The 22113-nt window shown below is 24.9% G+C and carries 18 protein-coding genes; 5 read left to right on the forward strand and 13 right to left on the reverse strand.

Going from position 1 to position 22113, the window contains the following annotated elements; all coding sequences use genetic code 11:
• Window positions 1-74 precede the first annotated feature (74 nt).
• The 3 genes from glnS to eno all read left to right on the forward strand — a co-directional run bounded on the left by glnS (window position 75) and on the right by eno (window position 4918).
• Window positions 75-1769: a glutamine--tRNA ligase gene (gene glnS / locus D9V71_RS02110; RefSeq protein ID WP_158340728.1), complete on the forward strand. Its 1695-nt coding sequence runs from the start codon at window positions 75-77 to the stop codon at window positions 1767-1769.
• A 192-nt stretch (window positions 1770-1961) separates the two neighbouring features.
• Window positions 1962-3605, forward strand: a complete 1644-nt coding sequence (locus tag D9V71_RS02115) for a CTP synthase (RefSeq protein WP_158340729.1) — start codon at window positions 1962-1964, stop codon at window positions 3603-3605.
• A gap of 8 nt (window positions 3606-3613) precedes the next feature.
• Complete coding sequence (gene eno, locus D9V71_RS02120) at window positions 3614-4918, forward strand: phosphopyruvate hydratase (RefSeq protein ID WP_158340730.1); 1305 nt, start codon at window positions 3614-3616, stop codon at window positions 4916-4918.
• Between the two features lie 461 nt (window positions 4919-5379).
• Here eno and D9V71_RS02125 read toward each other — a convergent pair whose 3' ends face one another.
• From D9V71_RS02125 to mutS, 12 genes are all read right to left on the reverse strand, one after another.
• Window positions 5380-6318, reverse strand: a complete 939-nt coding sequence (locus D9V71_RS02125) for a peptidoglycan DD-metalloendopeptidase family protein (protein ID WP_244278908.1) — start codon at window positions 6316-6318, stop codon at window positions 5380-5382.
• Between the two features lie 157 nt (window positions 6319-6475).
• Complete coding sequence (gene ispF, locus D9V71_RS02130) at window positions 6476-6961, reverse strand: 2-C-methyl-D-erythritol 2,4-cyclodiphosphate synthase (protein WP_158340732.1); 486 nt, start codon at window positions 6959-6961, stop codon at window positions 6476-6478.
• Window positions 6962-6983: 22 nt separating this feature from the next.
• The gene (gene ispD / locus D9V71_RS02135) at window positions 6984-7691 is read right to left on the reverse strand and encodes a 2-C-methyl-D-erythritol 4-phosphate cytidylyltransferase (protein ID WP_158340733.1); all 708 of its coding nucleotides are present in this window, start codon (window positions 7689-7691) and stop codon (window positions 6984-6986) included.
• A gap of 61 nt (window positions 7692-7752) precedes the next feature.
• Entirely contained in the window at window positions 7753-7992 is a 240-nt protein-coding gene (locus D9V71_RS02140; protein ID WP_158340734.1) for a septum formation initiator family protein, read from the reverse strand.
• A 57-nt stretch (window positions 7993-8049) separates the two neighbouring features.
• Window positions 8050-8670: an adenylyl-sulfate kinase gene (cysC, locus tag D9V71_RS02145; RefSeq protein ID WP_158340735.1), complete on the reverse strand. Its 621-nt coding sequence runs from the start codon at window positions 8668-8670 to the stop codon at window positions 8050-8052.
• Between the two features lies 1 nt (window position 8671).
• Entirely contained in the window at window positions 8672-10093 is a 1422-nt protein-coding gene (cysN, locus tag D9V71_RS02150) for a sulfate adenylyltransferase subunit CysN (protein ID WP_158340736.1), read from the reverse strand.
• A 21-nt stretch (window positions 10094-10114) separates the two neighbouring features.
• A complete protein-coding gene (gene cysD, locus D9V71_RS02155) occupies window positions 10115-11023 on the reverse strand; it encodes a sulfate adenylyltransferase subunit CysD (protein ID WP_158340737.1) in 909 nt (302 codons plus the stop codon).
• A gap of 9 nt (window positions 11024-11032) precedes the next feature.
• Entirely contained in the window at window positions 11033-12454 is a 1422-nt protein-coding gene (cysG, locus tag D9V71_RS02160; RefSeq protein ID WP_158340738.1) for a siroheme synthase CysG, read from the reverse strand.
• A 369-nt stretch (window positions 12455-12823) separates the two neighbouring features.
• Window positions 12824-13558 (reverse strand): phosphoadenylyl-sulfate reductase, encoded by a 735-nt coding sequence (locus tag D9V71_RS02165; RefSeq protein WP_158340739.1) that lies wholly within the window; start codon window positions 13556-13558, stop codon window positions 12824-12826.
• A 15-nt stretch (window positions 13559-13573) separates the two neighbouring features.
• Window positions 13574-15283, reverse strand: a complete 1710-nt coding sequence (gene cysI / locus D9V71_RS02170; RefSeq protein WP_158340740.1) for an assimilatory sulfite reductase (NADPH) hemoprotein subunit — start codon at window positions 15281-15283, stop codon at window positions 13574-13576.
• Window positions 15283-17088: an assimilatory sulfite reductase (NADPH) flavoprotein subunit gene (locus tag D9V71_RS02175; protein WP_158340741.1), complete on the reverse strand. Its 1806-nt coding sequence runs from the start codon at window positions 17086-17088 to the stop codon at window positions 15283-15285. Before D9V71_RS02175 ends, cysI begins: the two co-directional genes overlap by 1 nt.
• Window positions 17089-17273: 185 nt before the next feature.
• Window positions 17274-19679 (reverse strand): DNA mismatch repair protein MutS, encoded by a 2406-nt coding sequence (gene mutS, locus D9V71_RS02180; protein WP_432207081.1) that lies wholly within the window; start codon window positions 19677-19679, stop codon window positions 17274-17276.
• 155 nt (window positions 19680-19834) lie between these two features.
• Between mutS and D9V71_RS02185 the strand changes: the two genes are divergently transcribed.
• Window positions 19835-20464 (forward strand): DsbA family protein, encoded by a 630-nt coding sequence (locus tag D9V71_RS02185; RefSeq protein ID WP_158340743.1) that lies wholly within the window; start codon window positions 19835-19837, stop codon window positions 20462-20464.
• A gap of 50 nt (window positions 20465-20514) precedes the next feature.
• Complete coding sequence (locus D9V71_RS02190) at window positions 20515-21399, forward strand: 5'-3' exonuclease (protein WP_158340744.1); 885 nt, start codon at window positions 20515-20517, stop codon at window positions 21397-21399.
• 39 nt (window positions 21400-21438) lie between these two features.
• Here D9V71_RS02190 and yihA read toward each other — a convergent pair whose 3' ends face one another.
• Window positions 21439-22056 (reverse strand): ribosome biogenesis GTP-binding protein YihA/YsxC, encoded by a 618-nt coding sequence (gene yihA, locus D9V71_RS02195; RefSeq protein ID WP_158340745.1) that lies wholly within the window; start codon window positions 22054-22056, stop codon window positions 21439-21441.
• Window positions 22057-22113: the final 57 nt, after the last annotated feature.

A 22113-nucleotide genomic window follows, 5' to 3' on the forward strand; every position in this document is an offset into this window, starting at 1 on the left:
AATATATTTTATAATATATAAATTGAATAATCAACAAAATTATTTTAATTGAAAAAATTAATACTAGGAATATAATGAATACTGAGATAAAAAACAAACGTAAAAATTTTATTTGTCAAATTATCAACAATGATTTTAATGAAAATAAAAATCTATCTTTTTGCACTCGTTTTCCACCCGAACCAAATGGACATCTTCATATTGGCCATGCGAAATCAATATGTTTGAATTTTGAGCTCGCATATCTATACAAAGGACAATGTAATCTTCGATTTGATGATACAAACCCATTAAAAGAAAATATTAAATATATCAACTCTATCAAATATGACATTAATTGGCTGGGTTATAAATGGTGTGGTAATATTCGTTATTCTTCTGAATATTTTTCGCAACTATATCAATATGCACAAGAATTAATTAAAAAAGGTTTAGCTTATGTAGATCAGTTGACAAAAGAACAAATACGTGAATATAGAGGTACTTTAAATACTCCAGGAAAAAATAGCCCCTATAGAAATAGAACTATAGAAGAAAATATAGAACTTTTTAAAAAAATGAAAAAAGGAGAATTATCTGAAGGAGAAGCATGTTTACGTGCTAAAATAGATATGAAATCTGATTTTATTGTTATGCGTGATCCTGTTTTATATCGAATTATTTTCACTGAACATCATCAGACCCAAAAAAAATGGTGCATATATCCTATGTATGATTTTGCTCATTGTCTTTCTGATTCTATCGAAGGAATTACCCATTCATTATGTACACTAGAATTTCAAGATAATAAATCTTTATATAATTGGATTTTAAAGCACACCAGTGTTACACATTATCCTAAACAATACGAGTTTTCTCGACTTAATCTAGAATTTTCAATTTTATCTAAAAGAAAAATAAAAAAACTTATTGATAAAAAAATTATAGACGGCTGGAATGATCCTCGAATTCCTACACTTTCTGGTTTAAGAAGAAAAGGATATACACCATCTTCTATCAAAAATTTTTGTCAAAAAATTGGAGTGACTAGACAAAATAATCTAATAGAATTTTCTATGTTAGAACATTGTATTCGAAAAGAATTAAATGAAACTGCTATACGTACTATGGCTGTATTAGAACCAATTAAAATATTTTTATATAATTTAAATGAAAATCATAAAGAAAAATTTATAGTTCCCAATCATCCCAATCATCCTGAAATGGGTACTCATGAAATTATTTTTACTAATACTTTATATATTGAACGTTCAGATTTCAAAGAAAAATATGATAAGAAATATAAAAGATTAAAACTAGGTGAAAAAATACGTCTAAGATATGCTTACATAATTAGAGCAGAAAAAATAGAAAAAGATCAATATAATAATATTATTAATATAATATGCTATTGTGATCTAAATACTTTAGGAAAAAAACCAAAAAATAATAAAAACCCTTCAGTAATACACTGGATTTCAGAAAAAAACACGCTTCCAGTAGAATTTAGATTATATAATCAATTATTTAATATAAAAAACCCGGAACAACAAAAAAATTTTTTATCATATATTAACTCCGACTCTTTAACAACAAGATATGGATTTATAGAAAAAACAATAGGAGAAAAAATACAACAAAAAATTAATGATAACAATCTAAAATTATTTTTTCAATTTGAAAGAATTGGTTATTTTTGTATAGATTGCATAGATTCTAAAAAAGATTATTTAGTATTCAATCGCACTGTTAGCTTGCGTGACACATGGAATGTAAAAAAATTAAAATAAAAAACATTACGAATAATTAATACGAGTATATAATCTTAAATTTGTATTTTAAATCAAAATATAATAAAGAAAAAAGTAAATATATTTCTATAAAAATTTTTATCTTAATTAAGATGTTTTATAATTTAAAATTATTATAAAATATTTTAAATTAAACACTTATTCATTTTAACTAATATTTTTATATTTAGCATGACTAAAAATTATATTTTTATTACTGGTGGAGTTGTCTCGTCTTTAGGAAAGGGTATTACAGCTGCTTCATTAGGTGCAATATTAAAAGCACGAAACTTAAAAACAACAATTATAAAACTGGATCCATATATTAACGTGGACCCTGGTACAATAAGTCCTATTCAACACGGAGAAGTATTTGTTACTGAAGATGGCTCTGAAACAGATTTAGATTTAGGGCATTATGAACGTTTTATTCATACCAAAATGACATATTTGAATAATTTCACTACAGGTGCGGTTTATTCCCAAGTTTTAAAAAAAGAAAGAAGAGGTGACTACTTAGGAGCTACTATTCAAGTAATACCTCACATCACTAATGCTATTAAAGAAAGAATTATTTTAGGCTCAAAAAATAGTAATATTATTCTTGTAGAAATAGGTGGAACTGTTGGTGATATTGAATCTCTTCCATTCTTAGAAGCAATTCGTCAAATGGCAGTAGATATCGGACGCAAAAACGTTATATATATACACTTAACATTAGTACCTTATATTGCTACAGCAGGTGAAATAAAAACAAAACCTACACAACACTCAGTCAAACAATTACTTTCAATAGGAATACAACCAGATATTTTAATTTGTCGATCTGAACATACTGTACCACTTAATGAAAGAAAAAAAATAGCGTTGTTTTGCAATGTACCAGTTAATGCTGTTATATCTCTAAAAGATGTAAATTCAATATATAAAATACCAAAATTACTAAAAAATCAAAAATTAGACGATTATATTTGCGAATATTTCAAATTAAATGTTCCTGAAGCTAATTTAAGAGAATGGGAAGAAGTAATTTATGCAGAAAAAAATTATAATAATAGTGTTGTAATTGGGATTATTGGAAAATATGTTAAATTACCTGATGCATATAAATCAGTTATAGAAGCTCTTCAACATGCAGGTTTTAAAAATAAAATTAAAGTCAACATACAATTAATTGACTCTAAAAATATAGAAAATAAAAATTTTACAACCTTAAAAAACCTTAATGGAATTTTAATACCTGGAGGTTTTGGTGATCGAGGTATAACAGGAAAATTATTATCTATACAATATGCACGAGAAAATAATATTCCATATTTTGGTATTTGTTTAGGTATGCAAATAGCAATTATAGAATTCGCGCAAAATATTGTTGGAATTAAAGAAGCAAATTCAACAGAATTTGATCCTAAATGTAAGTATCCTATTATTGATTTAATAAAAAACTGGCATAATAGTACATATAAATATTATAATAAAAAGGAAAACGACATAAACTTAGGTGGTACTATGAGATTAGGGAGTCAACCTTGTAAATTAACAAAAAATAGTTTGTCTCGAAAACTATACAATCAAGAAATTATTATAGAAAGACATAGACACAGATATGAAGTAAATAATCTTCTATTAAAAAAAATAGAAGAAGCAGGATTACAGGTAACAGGACGTTCTAAAAATAATAATGTAGTAGAAATTATAGAATTATCTAATCATCCATGGTTTTTAGCGTGTCAATTTCATCCTGAATTTACTTCTACACCACGTGATGGACATCCATTGTTCATAGACTTTATAAAATCAGCAGGAAAACAGAAAGAAAATTTTAAAATATATTAAGGATAAAAATGTCTAAAATTATAAAAGTTATAGCTCGTGAAATAATAGATTCTCGAGGAAACCCTACTGTAGAATCTGAAGTACATTTAGAAAGTGGGTTTGTTGGATTAGCTTCTTCTCCTTCTGGAGCTTCAACAGGTTCCTTAGAAGCTTTAGAGTTAAGAGATAAAGATGAAAATCGATTTATGGGAAAAGGAGTAAAAAAAGCCGTTTTATTAATAAATGAAAAAATATCTAGTGCATTAAAAAATAAAAACGCTAAAAATCAAAGTGATATTGATCAGATTATGATTAACTTAGATGGAACAATTAATAAATCTAAATTAGGTGCAAATTCGATTTTATCTGTATCTTTAGCTGTTGCAAAAGCAGCTGCTGCATCGAAAAGAATACCTTTATATGAACATATTTCAGAAATGCACAATACACCAGGTATTTTTTCTATGCCACTACCAATGATAAATATCATTAATGGTGGAAAACATGCTAATAACAATATTGATATTCAAGAATTCATGATTCAACCAATTAGTGCAAAAACAATAAAAGAAGCTATACGGATAGGCTGTGAAGTATTTTATACACTGGGTCAATTACTGAAAGAAAGAGGAATGAGTACAACAGTAGGAGATGAAGGAGGATATGCACCAAATTTAAAATCTAATGAGGAAGCTTTAAATATCATTCAAGACGCGATACATAGGACTAAATATAAATTAGGAAAAGATATACGATTGGCAATAGATTGTGCTGCATCAGAATTATATCATAAAAATGAAAAAAAATATCGACTAAAAGGGGAAAATATTTCTTTTTCTTCAAGAGAATTTACTCATTATCTAGAAAAATTATCTAAAAAATACCCGATAGTTTCAATTGAAGATGGTCAAGATGAATCTGATTGGGAAGGTTTTTTATATCAAACTAATGTACTAGGCAATAAAATGCAATTAGTAGGCGATGATTTATTTGTCACAAATACAACTATTTTAAAAAATGGCATAAAAAAAGGAATTGCAAATTCTATATTAATAAAGCCAAATCAAATTGGCACGTTAACTGAGACTATTGAAGCTATAAAAATGGCAAAAAAAGCAAACTATGGTGTTATTATTTCTCATCGTTCAGGTGAAACAGAAGATGCTTCTATAGCAGATTTATCTGTAGGAACGGCAGCAGGACAAATTAAAACCGGTTCTATGAGTCGCTCTGATAGAACTGCAAAATATAATCAATTAATTAGAATTGAAGAGAATTTAGGTAAGAAAAAAGCACCTTTCTATGGTTTAAAAGAAATTAAATCTGCATTATAGTTTCCTCACGACAATATAACCTTTTCAAAAAGAATCAGGTATTTCTATAATATGCCTGCTTCTTATTTAGTAAAAAAAATTGAATCCATTTAAAATAGTATAATAATTAACATATATAAATATTTTTTATATTAAAATTTCTAACAAAAATTGTTTACAGATTTTTTTATTAAAATAAAATATTAATATAAATTCATTAATTTTTTAATAAACAATAATTAATAATTCGAAGATTTTATCAATCAAGTATTTTTTAAAAATTTATAATATAATTTATCGTTAATAATCTTATATATCACTTTAAAATTAGAATAATATATTGTTTAATTTGTACTATATAACTTTTTACTTATAAAATTATAATTACTATATAATCATCGTCATTCATATTATTTAAAATACATATAATAAAATATCAAATAGATTAATAAAAATTTTTAATATTTTTGAGTTCTAAAAAATCAGAAATTTTTATTAATTTTAGGTAAAATATTTAATGGATTTACAGATTCCCCGAGATAACGTATTTCAAAATAAAGTCGCGCTAAATCAGTATTTGATATACATCCCATCGTGGCAATTTGCTGTTTTTCATATACTTTATCTTTTTCTTTTACTAAAACCGAATCATTAAAAGCATAAATACTAAGGTAATTTTTGTTATGTCTAATAATAATTAATCGACCATATTTTTCAAATAAATCAGTTACAACTACAACTTCTCCTCTCGCTGCAGCAAAAACCGGTTGTCCTTTAAAACCGGAAATTTCTATTTTTTTATTATCTAATTTATTATTATACAAATATTGAATATTTGTATTTTTAACAGGCCAATACCAGTGATTAGAAAAATCAAAAGATTTTAAATGTGAAAAATTATTAAAAATTCTTAATTTTTTACTACAAAAAAAGCATATTTTAGTCGATTTTATATTATCTTTTAAAAAATTTGTAATATTTAATGGTTTTTTAAAAATAGATTCACAAGAACTGTATTTTTTTATAGCATTGTTTTCTGAATTTATAATAGAACAATTATTTGTATTGTCATGAATCAAAAAATCTCCCATCCATATTTTTTGACCTACAATTATTTTATAAGGTTTTTTTATAGAATTAAATTTAGATAATTCATAATAATTATAACCAGAATTTTTAGCAATAGAATACAAAGTATCTTTGAATTTCACAACATAAAATATTTTAAATCGATTTCCTTGAAAAAAACCAATAAAATTATTATTACCAATAATAATTTTATCTTGTCTTAAAGAAAATATTTTTTTAGATTTTAAAAATGAAAAACATTCATTTTTTTTTAAAAATAAAAAATCTTTTATATACTTTTTATTAGAATGAAAATTAGAATAATTTCGATAACTAATAGGAAGTCCAGACACAAAATGATTGCAAAAAAATAATAAAAGTATTAAAAAAAACAATTTAAATAAAAAAATTTTTAATTGCATTGATTTTATCTATTTGATTTAATAAGAAATAAATTTCTTACATAATGTTTTTCATATATTCAAAAAATTAAAGGAATGTCTTATCTATTTAAATGCATTTTTTATTTTTTATAATCATCGCAATTGCTTGACAAGCAATCCCTTCTTTTCTTCCAATACACCCTATTTTTTGAGAACTTGTGGATTTAATACTAATGTTGTCTATTTGAGTATTTAGGTCTAATGATAAATTTGATCTCATAAAAAATATGTAAGGTGACATTTTTGGATCTTCTGCAATAATAGTAACATCGATATTACTTATATTATAATTTCTTGATTCAATTTTTTTAAAAATTTTTTTTAATAAAATTCTACTGTCGATGTTTTTATATATTTGATTATCACTTGGGAAAAAAGTACCAATATCACCCATCGCGGCAGCACCTAATAATGAATCTATTACCGCATGTATTAATAAATCACCATTAGAATGAGCAATCAAGCCTTTATGATAAGGAATTAAAACACCACCGATAATTAATGGTTTTGTACTTCCAAAGGTATGAAGATCAAAACCGTATCCAATTCTCATAAAAATGTCCTTTTTTATTTATTTAAATTATGTTTTTTAAATAAAAATTCGCAAGAATAAGATCTTCAGGCCAAGTAATTTTAATATTTCTACAACTACCGATAACTAGCAACGGATTATATCCACAATATTCTAGTGCTGATGCTTCATCTGTTATACTGATTTTATCTTTAGTAATTTTTTTTAAACAATCTTTTAGCAAATTTATTTGAAATAACTGAGGAGTCAAGGCATGCCACAAGTGCTTTCTATGTACAGTATATAATACTTTTTCTTGCGTTAGATTACTATATTTAATAGTATCAGAAACTGGTCTTGCTAAAAGAGCACCTGCTGGATTTTTTTTAATAATAGATATTAATTTTTCTAAATCTTTATAACTTAAACATGGACGAACTGCGTCATGGACTATAACCCAATCAACATTTTTTTCTGCTGCTATCAAGCCTGATAAGACTGAATTCATTCTTTTTTTACCACCAATCACAGAAATAATACGAAGATTAGATGATATGGATAATTTATTAAAATAATGATCTTTTTTATTTAAACTTACAATTATACGAACTATGTTCGGATGTAATAATAATGTTCTTAAAGTATGCTCGAGAATAGTACGATTTCGAATTTTTATATATTGTTTAGGTAAATCCATTTTCATTCTGCTACCTATTCCAGCAGCAGGCACAATAGCTATAATTTTTGGTTCAAATGAATTAATTAAGATCATTTTATATCCAAAATAATACTATAAAAAATTTTATTTAAATATAATACAAATAAATATTTTTTTATTTTAAAAAATTTATATAAGTTTCATATTTTTTTTTATTGTTATTAATATGATTATGAAAATTTTTAATTTCTAAGATTATCTGATTGTTACGCATCTCAAGAAATTCATTATTTTTTTTTTGCATTACAACTTTTTTATATATTTTTATATAATCTATAATACCATTTTTTCCTAGCCAAAGAGAATATTGTAACCACAATAGCAAAGAAAACAAAAATATTTTTAATGTTTTCATAAATTACTCTGAAAAAATTAATTTCATATAAATAAAAATTTTTTATATTAAATACTTTTAATTAGTTCTCAAAAAAGGTATTATACTGCGATCATATAAAATCTTGATTAGTTTTTTTGAATTATCTTCTAAAAGATCTGTACCATTTAAAAGAACATCAGGGTTTTGTGGAATTTCATATACAGATTGCACACCAGTAAAATCAGATATTTTTCCAGTACGAGCTTGTTTATATAATTTTTTAGGATCTCGAGATTCACAAATACTTATAGGTGTATCAACAAATATTTCTAAAAAATTTTTTTTTCCTAACATTTGACGAATCATTTCTCTTTGATATTTGTAAGGAGAAATAACTGATACTAATATTATTATACCAGCATCTAACATTATTTTTACTACTTCTCCAATGCGTCTAATATTTTCTTCTCGGTCTATAACACTAAAACTTAAATCAGAACATAATCCAGATCTAATATTATCTCCATCTAATAAATAACTATTAATTCCATTTTTAAATAATATTTTCTCTAAAAAATTAGCAATACTTGATTTTCCTGAACCTGATAATCCAGTAAACCATACTGCAATCGATTTGTGAGCATTTTTTTTTTCACGTTTTGCACGTGTAATTGAATGTTTTTGCCAAATAATATTTTTTTTAAAGTTATCATTCATTTTAATTAGAAACCTTTTTTGTTAAAAGTTTTTGTATTTTCCAATGTGGAAAATGTCGAGAAATTAAATTATAAAAATCTGATTCAAAATCTTTTTTATTAAAAGAAGAAATTTTTTCTTGTTTTTCTAGACTATTGACAATCATTCCAGCACCAACAGTAATATTTGTTAAAAGATCAATAAAAATCATATTGCCTGTCATTCTATTTTCACTGTAATTATCAAAAATCATAGGTTCACTAAAAATAACTCTAACTTGACCAATACTATTCAGACTAAGAGAATTAACTTTTATTTTTTTTAAAGTATTAATATCTATCTTGAATAAAATTTCTTTTATATAAATGCGAATTTTTTTACTAGATAACTTGATGTTATATGATTGTCCTTTTAATAATACATTGTCTGTCATCCAAACAATATCAATAATAGATTCTCGCGAAGGTTGTAAAACAGAATCAATGTTTACAAAAAAATCACCACGATTAATGTCTATTTCATCTTTTAACACTACTGTAACTGATTGACCAATTTCTGCTTTTTTTAAGTTTTGATCGAAAGTCACAATACGAGAAATATAAGAGTTAATGTTTTCAGGTAATATTTTAATAGGTTGCCCAACATGAATCGTACCAGATAGTAATATTCCAGAATATCCACGAAAATCTGAATTAGGACGATTTATGTATTGTACAAGAAACCTAAGTTCTTCCAAATTAGTGTTTGTTTGAATTTCTACTGTTTCTAAAAAATTTAATAATGTTAGTCCATTATACCAAGGCATAAGATTTTTTTTAAAAACAATATTTTCACCAAGTAAAGCAGAGATCGGAATAAAAACAATATTTAAATTACTAGGGAGTTTTTTAGAAAAAAGCAAAAATTTTTTTTTGATATTGTTAAATATTTCTTCTTTATAGTTAACTAAATCCATTTTATTAATAGCAACAATTAAATGTTTAATTCCAAGTAAAGTAGAAATAAAACTATGTCGGAAAGTTTGTTCCGATAATCCTTTTTTAGCATCAACTAATAAAATAGATAAGTCACATGTAGATGCTGCTGTTACCATATTACGAGTATATTGTTCATGACCAGGTGTATCTGAAATAATAAATTTCCTTTGATCAGTAGAAAAATAACGGTAAGCTACATCAATTGTAATGCCTTGTTCACGTTCAGATTGCAGTCCATCTACAACTAATGCAAGATCTATTTTAGATCCTTGTGTACCATGACGTTTACTATCACTTTTTAAAGAACATAATTGATCATCATAAATTTGTTTAGTATCGTGTAATAAACGACCAATTAGAGTGCTTTTTCCATCATCTACACTACCACATGTTAAAAATTTTAATAAAGTTTTTTTTTGTTGCGCATCGAACCATTGTTTGAAATTATTTTTTATGTTGGTATTCATTTTTTTAAATTTCTCTTTTTTTTAGAAATAACCTTGTTTTTTTTTAAATTCCATGGAACTTTTTTGATCATAATCAATAGCTCGACCAGCTCGTTCACTTGTTTTAACTATTAGCGTTTCTCTAATTACATCTTCAATATTTTTAGCTTCAGATTCAATCGCATTAGTTAAAGGCCAACAACCTAATGTACGGAATCTAATCATTTTTTCTTTTATTACTTCATTAGACTGAATGTTAATACGATCATCATCAATCATTATTAGCATACCATTTCTTTCTAACACTGGACGCATGGCAGAAAAATAAAGAGGAACAATTTCAATATTTTCTAAAAAAATATACTGCCAAATATCTAATTCAGTCCAATTTGAAAGTGGAAAAACACGAATATTTTCTCCCTTATTAATTTGACCATTATAATTCCACCATAACTCAGGACGTTGTTTTTTTGGATCCCATTGATGAAATGAATCGCGAAAGGAATAAATACGTTCTTTAGAACGTGATTTTTCTTCATCTCGTCTAGCTCCACCGAAAGCAGCATCAAAACCATATTTATTTATAGCTTCTTTTAACCCTTCTGTTTTCATAATATCAGTATATTTACTTCCTCCGTGTTGAAAAGGATTTAAACCTAATGATTTTCCTTTGGAATGAGAATGAACTATTAATTCTGTTTTTGAAGTTTTAGCAATATAATCTCTAAAAAGATACATTTCTTTAAATTTCCATCCAGTATCTATATGTAACAAAGGAAATGGTATTAATCCAGGATAAAAAGATTTTTTTGCAAGATGTAACATAACTGAAGAATCTTTTCCAATAGAATACAACATTACAGGATTTTGAAATTCCGAGATCACTTCTCTCATTATATAAATACTTTCTGATTCCAATTGACGCAAATAAGTAGTGTTTTTTTTAAACATCATTTCTCCTTAAATTAATTTAACTGTAGAAAATATATTCTTAATATTATGTGATACATTTTCATTGTGAAACCATGCTAACTTTTTATGTAAACGAACAACATCTCCAACTATTAATAAAGATGGAGTGATAGTAAATTGAATGATTTTTTCAATTTCGCTTAAACATCCTATAATAACTTTTTGATGCATAGTCGTTCCCTGACTAACAACTGCTATTGGTGTTAATTTCGATCGACCAAGTGTAATAAGTTTTTTAGCAATATATATAGCCTGAAATGTACCCATGTATATAACTAAAGTATAAGAAGAATCAGACAAAATTGACCAATTATTTACAAAACCATCAATACACTTATGTCCTGTAATAAATATAACACCCTGTGCATATTTACGATGTGTTAATGGTATACCAGTATAAGCTGAAACACCAATTGCAGAAGTAATACCTGGTACAACCTGAAAATCAATACCTGCATTTTTTGCTGCTTCTATTTCTTCTCCACCACGTCCAAAAATAAAGGGATCTCCACCTTTTAAACGTACTACTCTTTTTCCTTGTTGTGCTAAAATAATTAATAATTTAATAATTTTTTCCTGGGTAATATTTTTTAAACCAAAACGTTTTCCAACACATATACATTTTGCATCACGACGAATTAAATCTAAAATATCTTTAGAAACTAAACAATCGTATAAGACAACATCTGCTTGCTGTAATATTTGTAGTCCTCTTAAAGTTAATAAACCACTATCTCCTGGTCCAGCACCTACTAAAATAATTTCGCCTTTTAATAAATTACTTTTATACATATTTTTTTTTAAAATATTAATCGCTTGTTCTTTTTTTCCATTAAGGATATGATCAACAAAAGTACTCTTAAACAATTTTTCCCAAAATCGACGTCTTTCTAAAACATTAAAAAAATGTTTTTTAATTGCAGATCTCCATTTTCCTGCAATTTTAGCAACATCACCTAATTTCATTGGTAAAATCGCTTCAATTTTCTCACGTAATAAACGCAATAATACAGGTGCAGTTCCTCCGGAAGACATAGCTACAATTACAGGAGAACGATCAATAATAGAAGGAAAAATAAAAGAACATTTTGTTTTATCATCAACTACGTTTACTAATAAACAACGTTCATTACATTTTTTAAATATATATTCATTTAATTTTATATCGTTTGTAGCTGAAATTACTAAAAATATTTTTCTTAAATAAATTAAATCAAATTTTTTAGATAGCCAATTTATTTTTTTTTCACGTAAAAGCAATTTAACTTCTAAAGATAATTCTTTAGCAATAACATTAACTTTAGCAGCAGCTCGAAGTAGCAATTTAATTTTATTGAAAGCCACTTCTCCAGCACCAATAACTAAAACATTTTTAGATTTCAAATCTATAAAAAGAGGAAGATAATTCACAGTAACCTTATTTTAAAAACATAAAATATATCAATAAAAAAATAATTTTTAAATGTTAAAAAAGAATGGCATAATATAATTATAAATCTCATATTAAACATTACCTAAGATATTTTTAATATTGTATTGCAAGTAATATATTAAAATATGATAAACATTTTATGTTATATTAATAAAAATTTAAAAAAATATATATGCATTACATAAAATATACATTTTAAAAAAATAATTTTTTATTTCTTCAAAAGAACAATTTTAAATACAAAAAAATTAAACATCTTAAAAAATAAATAATTTTAAATACATTTAATGAAAAAAATCATATAATACTTTTTGAATAAAATATTTTATTAATAATATTTAAAAGATTTAATTTTCATGTAAACCACATTCACGTTTCAATCCAAAAAAACGAGTTTCCTCTTCTAACATGCCAGGAACATGTTTTTTAGTGGTATGCGTGTCTCCTACAGATAAATATCCTTTCTTGTATAAAGGATGAATGTCTAAATTATTTTCTTTTAAATAATTTTTTATTTTATTATTAGACCAATCTAATATTGGTAAAATTTTAAACACTCCTTTTTGAATAGAAAGATATGCTAATGAATTTCGACTTTTTGATTGGTCATGACGTAATCCAGAAAACCATGTTTGTACCGATAATTCATTTAAAGCAAAATTCATAGGCTGTACTTTATTAATATTATTATAAAAATTAATTCCTTCTATCCCTTTTTTCCATAATTTTCCATATCGTGCTTCCTGCCATGCAGGAGATATTCTCGATCTAAAAACTTTTAAATTTAAATTAAATTTATTAGTTAATATATCAATAAACTGATATGTTTCAGGAAATAAATAACCTGTATCAATTAAAACAACAGGAATATCAGGTTTTTGTTTGGTTATAAGATTTAATAATACTACTGATTGAATACCAAAACTAGATGACATAATATGTATATGAGGCAAATTTCTTAATGCCCAAGAAATACGCTCTTCTGCAGAATAATTAGATATAAGAATATTAGATTCAGATAGTATCTTATTTTGTTTTTGAGGATTTAATAGATTAATATTTTCAGTTTTAAATATAGACATCATGATCCCTCCATACTAACTCCAAAAATCATAAATAGGATTAATAATTTCCTTAACAAAATTTTTTCTAATAACAAAATCTCCAAAATCTTCCTGTTTTGTTCGTTCATAAGACCAAATTTTAATTAAATCTTTCAAATGAATTAATATCTCTTTTTCTGTAATATTTTCTTTATAAATTTTTGCAATTCGACTTCCTATTCGATTACCTCCTATATACAAATTATATCGACCAATAGATTTGCCAATTAAACCAATTTCAGCCAACAATGATCTTCCACAACCGTTAGGACACCCAGAAACACGTAAAATTATAATTTCTTTTTCTAAACTATATTTTAACATGATTTTTTCTAGCTGAGTAATAAAAAAAGACAGCATGCGTTCTGCTTCAGCCATTGCTAAAGGACAAGTGGGAAATGAAACACATGCCATAGAATTTTGACGTAAATTACTGATTTTACTTATTAATCCATATGATACTGCTATTTTTTCTATTTCACTTTTATGCTTCTCAGACACTTCAGAAACAATTATATTCTGATTAGATGTAATTCTAAAATTACCATCATGAATATTTGCTATTTTTAATAATCCAGATTTAAGTAATTTATTATCATTATCATATATACGTCCATTTTGAATAAATAATGTTAAACTCCAATTATTATTAACATCTTTAATCCAACCAAACCTGTCTCCTCTACTGATAAAATTATAATCGCGAATTGGTTCAAAAATAATATTTGCTCGTTTTTCAATTTCTTTTTTAAAAGAATCTAAACTAAAATTATTTATAGTATATCTAGTTTTAGCATTGGCACGATCAGCACGATTTCCCCAATCTCTTTGAGTTGTTACTATAGCTTCAGCTACAGATAAAGTTTTTTCTACAGAAATATAACCTATTTCTGTTGCAAGAAACGGCCATGTTTTTTGATTACCATGAATAAAAGATAATCCTCCACCAATTAATACATTAAAACCAATAATTTTTTCATTTTTCGCAATAACAACAAAGTTCATATCATTTGCATACAGATCTACATCATTATATGGTGGAATTGCTACAGTTGTTTTAAATTTTCTTGGTAAGTATGTTTGTCCTAATATAGGTTCTTTATCTGTTGTAATGATTTTTTTTTGATCTAACCAAATTTCTGCATATGCTTTAGTATGTGGTAATAAAAAATTTGAAATTTTTTGCGCCCATTCATAAGCTTGTTGATGAATCAAAGATTCCATAGGATTAGATGTGCAAAGCACGTTTCTATTTACATCATTAGCAGTAGCTAATGAATCCAATCCTATATTATGTAACATTTTATGTACATCTTTTAATTTTTTTTTTAAAATACCATGAAATTGAAAAGTTTGACGATTGGTCAATCGAATAGTTCCATATAACGTATATTTACTAGCAAAATGATCAATTTTTAACCATTTTTTAGCTTTTATAACTCCTCCAGGTAATCGACAACGAAGCATCATTGCATGACGTGGTTCTAGTTTCTGTTGATGTCGTTCTACACGCAGATCTCGATCATCTTGCTGATACATACCATGAAATCGAATAAGTGAAAAATTATCTCCACTAAAACCATTAGTGATCTCGTTTTTTAAATCATCAATAATTGTCCCTCGAAGATAATTACTGTTTTTTTTAATACGTTCTGCATCTGTCAGTTTTTTTTCTAGAACTGTTTTATTATAGTTTTTTTTCATTAATACACATCTCTTTTATAACGTTTTTTAAAACGAAGATTATTTAAAAATTCATGAGTATTTTCAAGATTTAAACCGCTGTTTTCACGGATAATATCTAACAATGCTTTTTCAACATCTTTTGCCATTTTAGAAGCATTTCCACAGACATATATTTCAGCTCCTTCTTCTATCCAAGACCATATTTCTTTTCCATTTTCTCTCATTCTATCTTGTATATATATTTTATCCTCTTGATCTTGAGACCAAGCTAAATGCATATTTGTAATTAGTCCTTTTTTTATATATTGCTGCCATTCTGTTTGATATAAAAAATCTTCAGTAAAATTAGGATTTCCAAAAAAAATCCAATTTTTTCCTTTAGATCCATCGTTATCTCTTTGCTGCATAAAAGAACGAAACGGAGCAATTCCAGTTCCTGAACCAATCATTATTATTGGAGTATTTTGATTAATAGGTAATCGAAAATTATTATTAGTTTCAATAAAAATTTTTACTGCGTCATCAGGTTTTAAAAATTGTGAAAGATAACCAGAAGCCCCACCAAAATACAAACAACCAGAAATTAATTTTTTTACAACTCCAACTGTGATGTGAATTTCATCACAAACTTCTGCTTGTGAAGAAGAAATCGAATATAATCTAGGTGTTAATGGACGAAGTAAACTGATCAATTGTTCAATAGATAATTTTGATGGATAATCATTTATCATTTTGATTAAAGGAGTTTGAATAGTATAATTTTGTAAATCAGAATCATTAGATATAATGTTTTTTAAAAATTTATTTTTTGTGAAATTTGTATAATTTTTAACAATATTTTTAGTGTTATTTGTTAATTCAAAATTATTTTGCAAAGCATCAAAAATTGTAATGACATCATTTTTAATTTTAATTTTATCAAACATGCTTATAGAAAGCAATTCTAATATATTTTTTACTAAATTAGCGTCATTTTTATACCAAACACCAAGTGCATCACCAGGAATATAATTAATATTTAAATTGCTGATATCAATTTCAATATGACGAACATCTTTTTTAGAATTACGACCAGTAATTTTTTGATTTGTTAAAATAATAGCTTTAGCAGGTTTTTTTTTTGTATAAAAAGTTTGTAAAATTGCAGGTTTATTTTGTTTTTCTAAACTTAATAAAGAAGATTTAGAATTGATTTCTTTATTATTGATAGATTTTAATAAATCTTGAGACCATTTATTATAATCATCTTCGTATTCAATATCAGCATCAAATCGATCTAATAAAGAATTTCCACCCAATTCTTTGAATCTTTTATCAAAATCCTTGCCTGCTTGACAAAATAAATTATAAGACGTATCTCCTAATCCAAAAACACTATAATATAAATCATTTAAATTAGGCGCTTTTTTTGACGTTATAAATTTGTATAAAGATAATGCTTCTTCTGGCGGTTCACCTTCACCTTGTGTTGAAATAATTAAAATTAATATTTTTTCATCTTTTATTTTTTTAAATTTATAGTCAATTGCATTAACTAAACGACTTTTTTTATTGTTTTTATTGAGATATTCATTAAGACGTTTAGATAATAACTTTGCATTACCAGTTTGAGAAGCAGAAATTATAGTAATAATTTGATCATTTTTATTTGATTCGTCCGTTTTAAGAGATATTGCATCAGATTTTTGATTCGCAATTTTCCAAAAATAACCTGATAACCAAGCACTTTGAATATTAGTACAAGTAATTTCAAGTTGTTTTAAATTATTTAATTGTTCTGAATTCAATGGAAGTAAAAGATCAAACATATTTTGATTTTTCATTGTACTAAATATCCAAATTTTATTACATTAAACACCTAATATTATCAATAAAATATAATTTACAGAAAATGTTAATTTTTCGCTACTAACTAATGACAAAAATAAAATTTTATGTAAAATTATTTTAAAATTTTAGGTAAATTATTGATATAATATCTTAAGAGCAAACATAATATTAAAAAATATTATATATTTTCTATTTCTTTTAATTTTATTTTCGCGTTTTCTATAACACTGTTTGGTAATCCAGATAATGAGGCAACTGATATACCATAACTTTTTTTTGATGTACCATTTTTAATTTTATATAAAAAAGCAATATGAGAATTGCTTTCAATAGCAGTAAAATGAAAATTTTTTACACATTTTTCTATTAATTCTAATTTTGTTAATTCAAAAAAATGTGTAGATAATAATGTCATAGATTTATTTTTATTTATTAAATATTTAGAACATGACCAAGCTAAAGACAATCCCTCATTAGTTGATGTCCCTCTTCCTAATTCATCAATTAAAACTAAACTATTGGATGTTGCATTATGAAGAATATTAGATATTTCCGTCATTTCCATCATAAATGTTGAACATCCATTACTTAAGTCATCTGCAGAACCAATTCTTGTAAAAATCTTATCAATTGAACTAATTAAAGCATATCTAGCAGGAACAAAACTACCAACCCAAGCCATTATTGTAATAAGAGCAATTTGACGTATATAGGTGCTTTTTCCGCCCATATTTGGACCTGTTATAATAAGCATTCTTTGCTTTTTCGATAAAACAATAGAATTGCTTATAAATGGTGTTTTTAAAAAACACTCAACAACTGGATGACGACTATCTAATAAAGAAATACCATATTTCTTACTCATGATAGGACATATGTAGTTTAGTGATATAGAACGTTCAGATAAATTTACTAGTACATCTAGTTCTGATAATGCTAGTGCGCTGTCTTGTAATTGTTCTAAAAAAGGTTCTATAATATTAAAAATTTCTGCGTATAATTTTTTTTCTAGAAATAAAGATTGAATTTCTGAATTTGAAACTTTTTCTTCATATTCTTTTAGTATAGGTATAGTATACCGCTCTGCATTTTTTAATGTTTGTATTCTGATATAATGTTGTGGAACTAAGTGAATATGACGTTTGCTTACTTGAATATAATAACCAATAATTCTATTGAATCGGATCTTAAATGATTCAATCATTAATTTTCTTTTTTCTTTTTCTTCAAAAGTTTTAATATATTGCTTGGAATTTATTTTGATAGATCTCAATTCATCTAGTTGAATATTATATGATGAAGCTATTACATTTCCATCGCGAATTGATGCAGATGGTTTTAAACTAATTGCTTTTTTTAACAAAAACAAAATATCTTTGAAATACCCAATAGAAAAACGTATTTTTTGTATATGTTTTAATTTTATTTTTTTTAATATTAAATGTAAATTAGGTAATATTTCTAATGTAGAACGCATTCGTGTAAAATCATGAGGTGAAGCAGTACGTAAAGATAAACGAGAATAAATCCTTTCTAAATCATTAACTTGACGAAGAATAGGTTGTAGTTCTTTGTAAAAAAATTGTAAAACCTTGACACTTTCATGACGATTTCTAACGATATTGAAATTTTTTAAAGGAGAATTTAACCAACGATTCAACATTCTACTACCCATAGATGTAACTGTTTTATTTAATATTGAAGATAAAGTATTTTTTTTTTCTCCTGAAATATTTTGAGTAATTTCTAAACTTTTACGTGTACTGAAATTCATTAAAATATTATCTTTCATATAATTATATTTTAAATAACGAATATTCGGTAAAACGCTCATATGCATCAATTTAACATATTGAAGCAAACAACCAGCTGCACGTATTATAAAATTATTTTTTTCTATACCAAACCCATTTAAACTATAAGTTTTAAATTGCAAGTTAAGTAACTTATATGATGTTTCTAAATCAAACTCTAATAATGAACGTTTACGAATACATTTTCTATTTTCAATTAAAAAAATATCTGAAAAATTTTCTGGATAGAGTATTTCTTTAGGGTTTGTACGTTCAATTTCTGAAAGCAAATCACTAGCATTAGAAATTTTAGATACACCAAAAAAACCTAAAGAAACATCTAATACAGAATATCCAAATTCATTATCTTCTTTCCAAATAGCGGCTATAAAATTATCTTCATTTTCTTCAAGAAATGCTTCGTCTGTAATAGTTCCAGGAGTAATGACACGAACTATCTTGCGAGAAATTAATTTACTTTTATGATGAGTTTCTTTTTCTTGATCACAGATTGCAATAGATTCACCTAATTTCACTAATTTTGATAAATAATATTGTGATTTATCGCATGGAACTCCAGCCATTGGTATAATCTTATTATTTGAATATCCTTTTTTTGTTAAAGTAATTTTTAATAATTCAGAAATGCGTTCAGCATCTTTATAGAATAACTCGTAAAAATCACCCATTTGATAAAAAAGTAGCATATCAGGATACTGTGATTTTAAAGATAAATACTGTTTTATCATTGGAGTATGATTATCAATATTAATAGTTATTTTTTTTTTCATAATATAAAATTTATCTTTCTCTACTTATATATTCAGTAATATTAAAAGTTATACTAATATAGTATTTTGTGCTTATATATTATATTATTTTAAAGATCACTTTTATTCTTCAAAAAAAATAAAAAACGAATAAAAAAATAAATTAGGTGATCAAAATGAAAAAAATGTTAATTATATTATGGATTCTTATCTTTTCTTGTAATGTTTTTGCTAGTGAATTTAAAAACGGAAAAGAATATACCACAAAAAATAAAATTATATCTGATGTCCCTAATATAATGGATTTTTTTTCATTTTTTTGTCCATATTGCTATGAGTTTGAAAAAACACATAATACAAGATATTTAATTAAAAATAATGTAAAAAAAAATGTAAGTGTTCAAATATATCATGTGAATTTTTTAGGAGGAACATTAAGCTCCATATTAACAAAATCTTGGATAATAGCACAACAAATTGGGATTGAAAAAAAAATTATTCTACCTATTTTCGAAGGAATTCAAAAAACTCATACAATTAATAATCTGAATAATATAAAAAAAATATTTGAAAAAGAAGCAGGAGTAAATGAAAGTACATTTAATAATTTTTGGAATAGCTTAACACTTAAAATATTGGTGCAAAAACAAAACCAAGATATCAAAAAATTTAACTTAGAACATATTCCAACAATGCTTATTAACGGAAAATACATAATTGATTATTCAAACATAGAAGAAATATTTAAAGATAGTTTTTCTCAAAAATATATTAAACTAATTCAATTTTTGCTAAATAAAAAATAATGTTTTTATGTAATTAATATATCTACAATATTAAAATATAAAGAGAAAATATGAATCAAAAAAAAAATGAACCCGTTATTATAATCGATGGAAGTTTATATTTATATTCATCTTATTATGGTTTTCCCCATTTTAAAAATACTTTAGGAGAACCATTTGGAGCGATATATGGAATGTTAAAAATGATAGATAACATCTTGAAAAAATATCCAAATTCAAAAAAAATTATCATTATATTTGATTCTTCTAAAAAAACATTTAGAAATAAATTATTTAAAGAATATAAAAAAAACAGATCACCTATGCCTAATTCACTATATATTCAAATTCAACCTCTTTTTGAAATACTGAAAAAAATTGGCATTAAAATATTAACTATCCCAGGAATAGAAGCAGATGATATTATTGGTAGTTTAGCTTGTCAATTAGAAGAAACAGGAAATAAGATATTAATTATAAGTCATGATAAAGATATGCTTCAACTTGTAACAAAAAACATTAACATATTCAACAAAAAAAATAATTGTATTATTACACCAGAAGCAATAAAAGAACAATATGGCATTAAACCCAAGGAATTTATTGATTTTTTAGCTTTGATGGGAGATGTTTCTGATAATATTCCAGGAGTTCCTAAAATAGGAATTAAAACCGCGTTGTCTTTGCTAAATAAATTTTCTAATATTAAAAATATTTACAATAATATTGAAAAAATAAAATTTTTACCATTTCGAAATGCTAAGAATGTTGCAATTCAACTAAAAAATAATAAAGAAATAGCTTTTCTTTCATATGAATTAGCAGCAATAAAATTAGATATTCCAATTAATATAAATTTAAAAGAAATGATTTTGAGTAAATATTGTTCTAAAAATACATTTCAAATTTTTAAACATTATATTTTCAAATCAAAAATAAATGAAACATTTTTATAAAATTATATTAATAATATTTTGTTTATTATGTAGACATCATTATTTATTTAAAATAGTATACTTGTTATACCAATCATTTAAAATAGATTTCAATTTTTGAATACCAATCTTTTTATAAGATGAAAATAACAAAATTTCAAAAGAATCTAAGAAAAAACTTAATTTCTTTCGTACTGTATTAACTTGAATATTTTGTTGACTTATTGTCATTTTTTCACATTTAGTTAACAATATTAAAATAGAAACTTTTTTATGCAAAGCTATATTGATTATCTTTTGATCGAGTTTTTTTAATGGATATCTAATATCCATGAGAAATACAAAACCTTTTATTTGATTTCTTTGTTCTAGATAATCATATAATACTTTTTGCCATTTTCTTCTAATTAAAAAAGGGGCTTTTGCATAACCATATCCAGGAAGATCAGCTATTCTTAGATCCGAAACTACTTTAAAAAAATTAATTAATTGTGTTCTTCCGGGAGTTTTACTAAAACGAGCTAATTTTTTTTGATTAGTTAGTGTATTAATAGCACTAGATTTTCCTGAATTAGAATAACCAATAAATGCAATTTCAATACCGTCTTGAATTTCTATATCAGTTATTTTTGAATAGCTTTTCAAAAAACTTGTTTTATTATAATCTAACATGTTCAAAATTTACTCCTTTTTATGAAATCCATGAAGAATTGTCTAAATAAAATTCCATTATTT

This window comes from Buchnera aphidicola (Macrosiphum euphorbiae) (assembly GCF_005237295.1).
GTDB lineage: Bacteria > Pseudomonadota > Gammaproteobacteria > Enterobacterales > Enterobacteriaceae > Buchnera > Buchnera aphidicola_AP.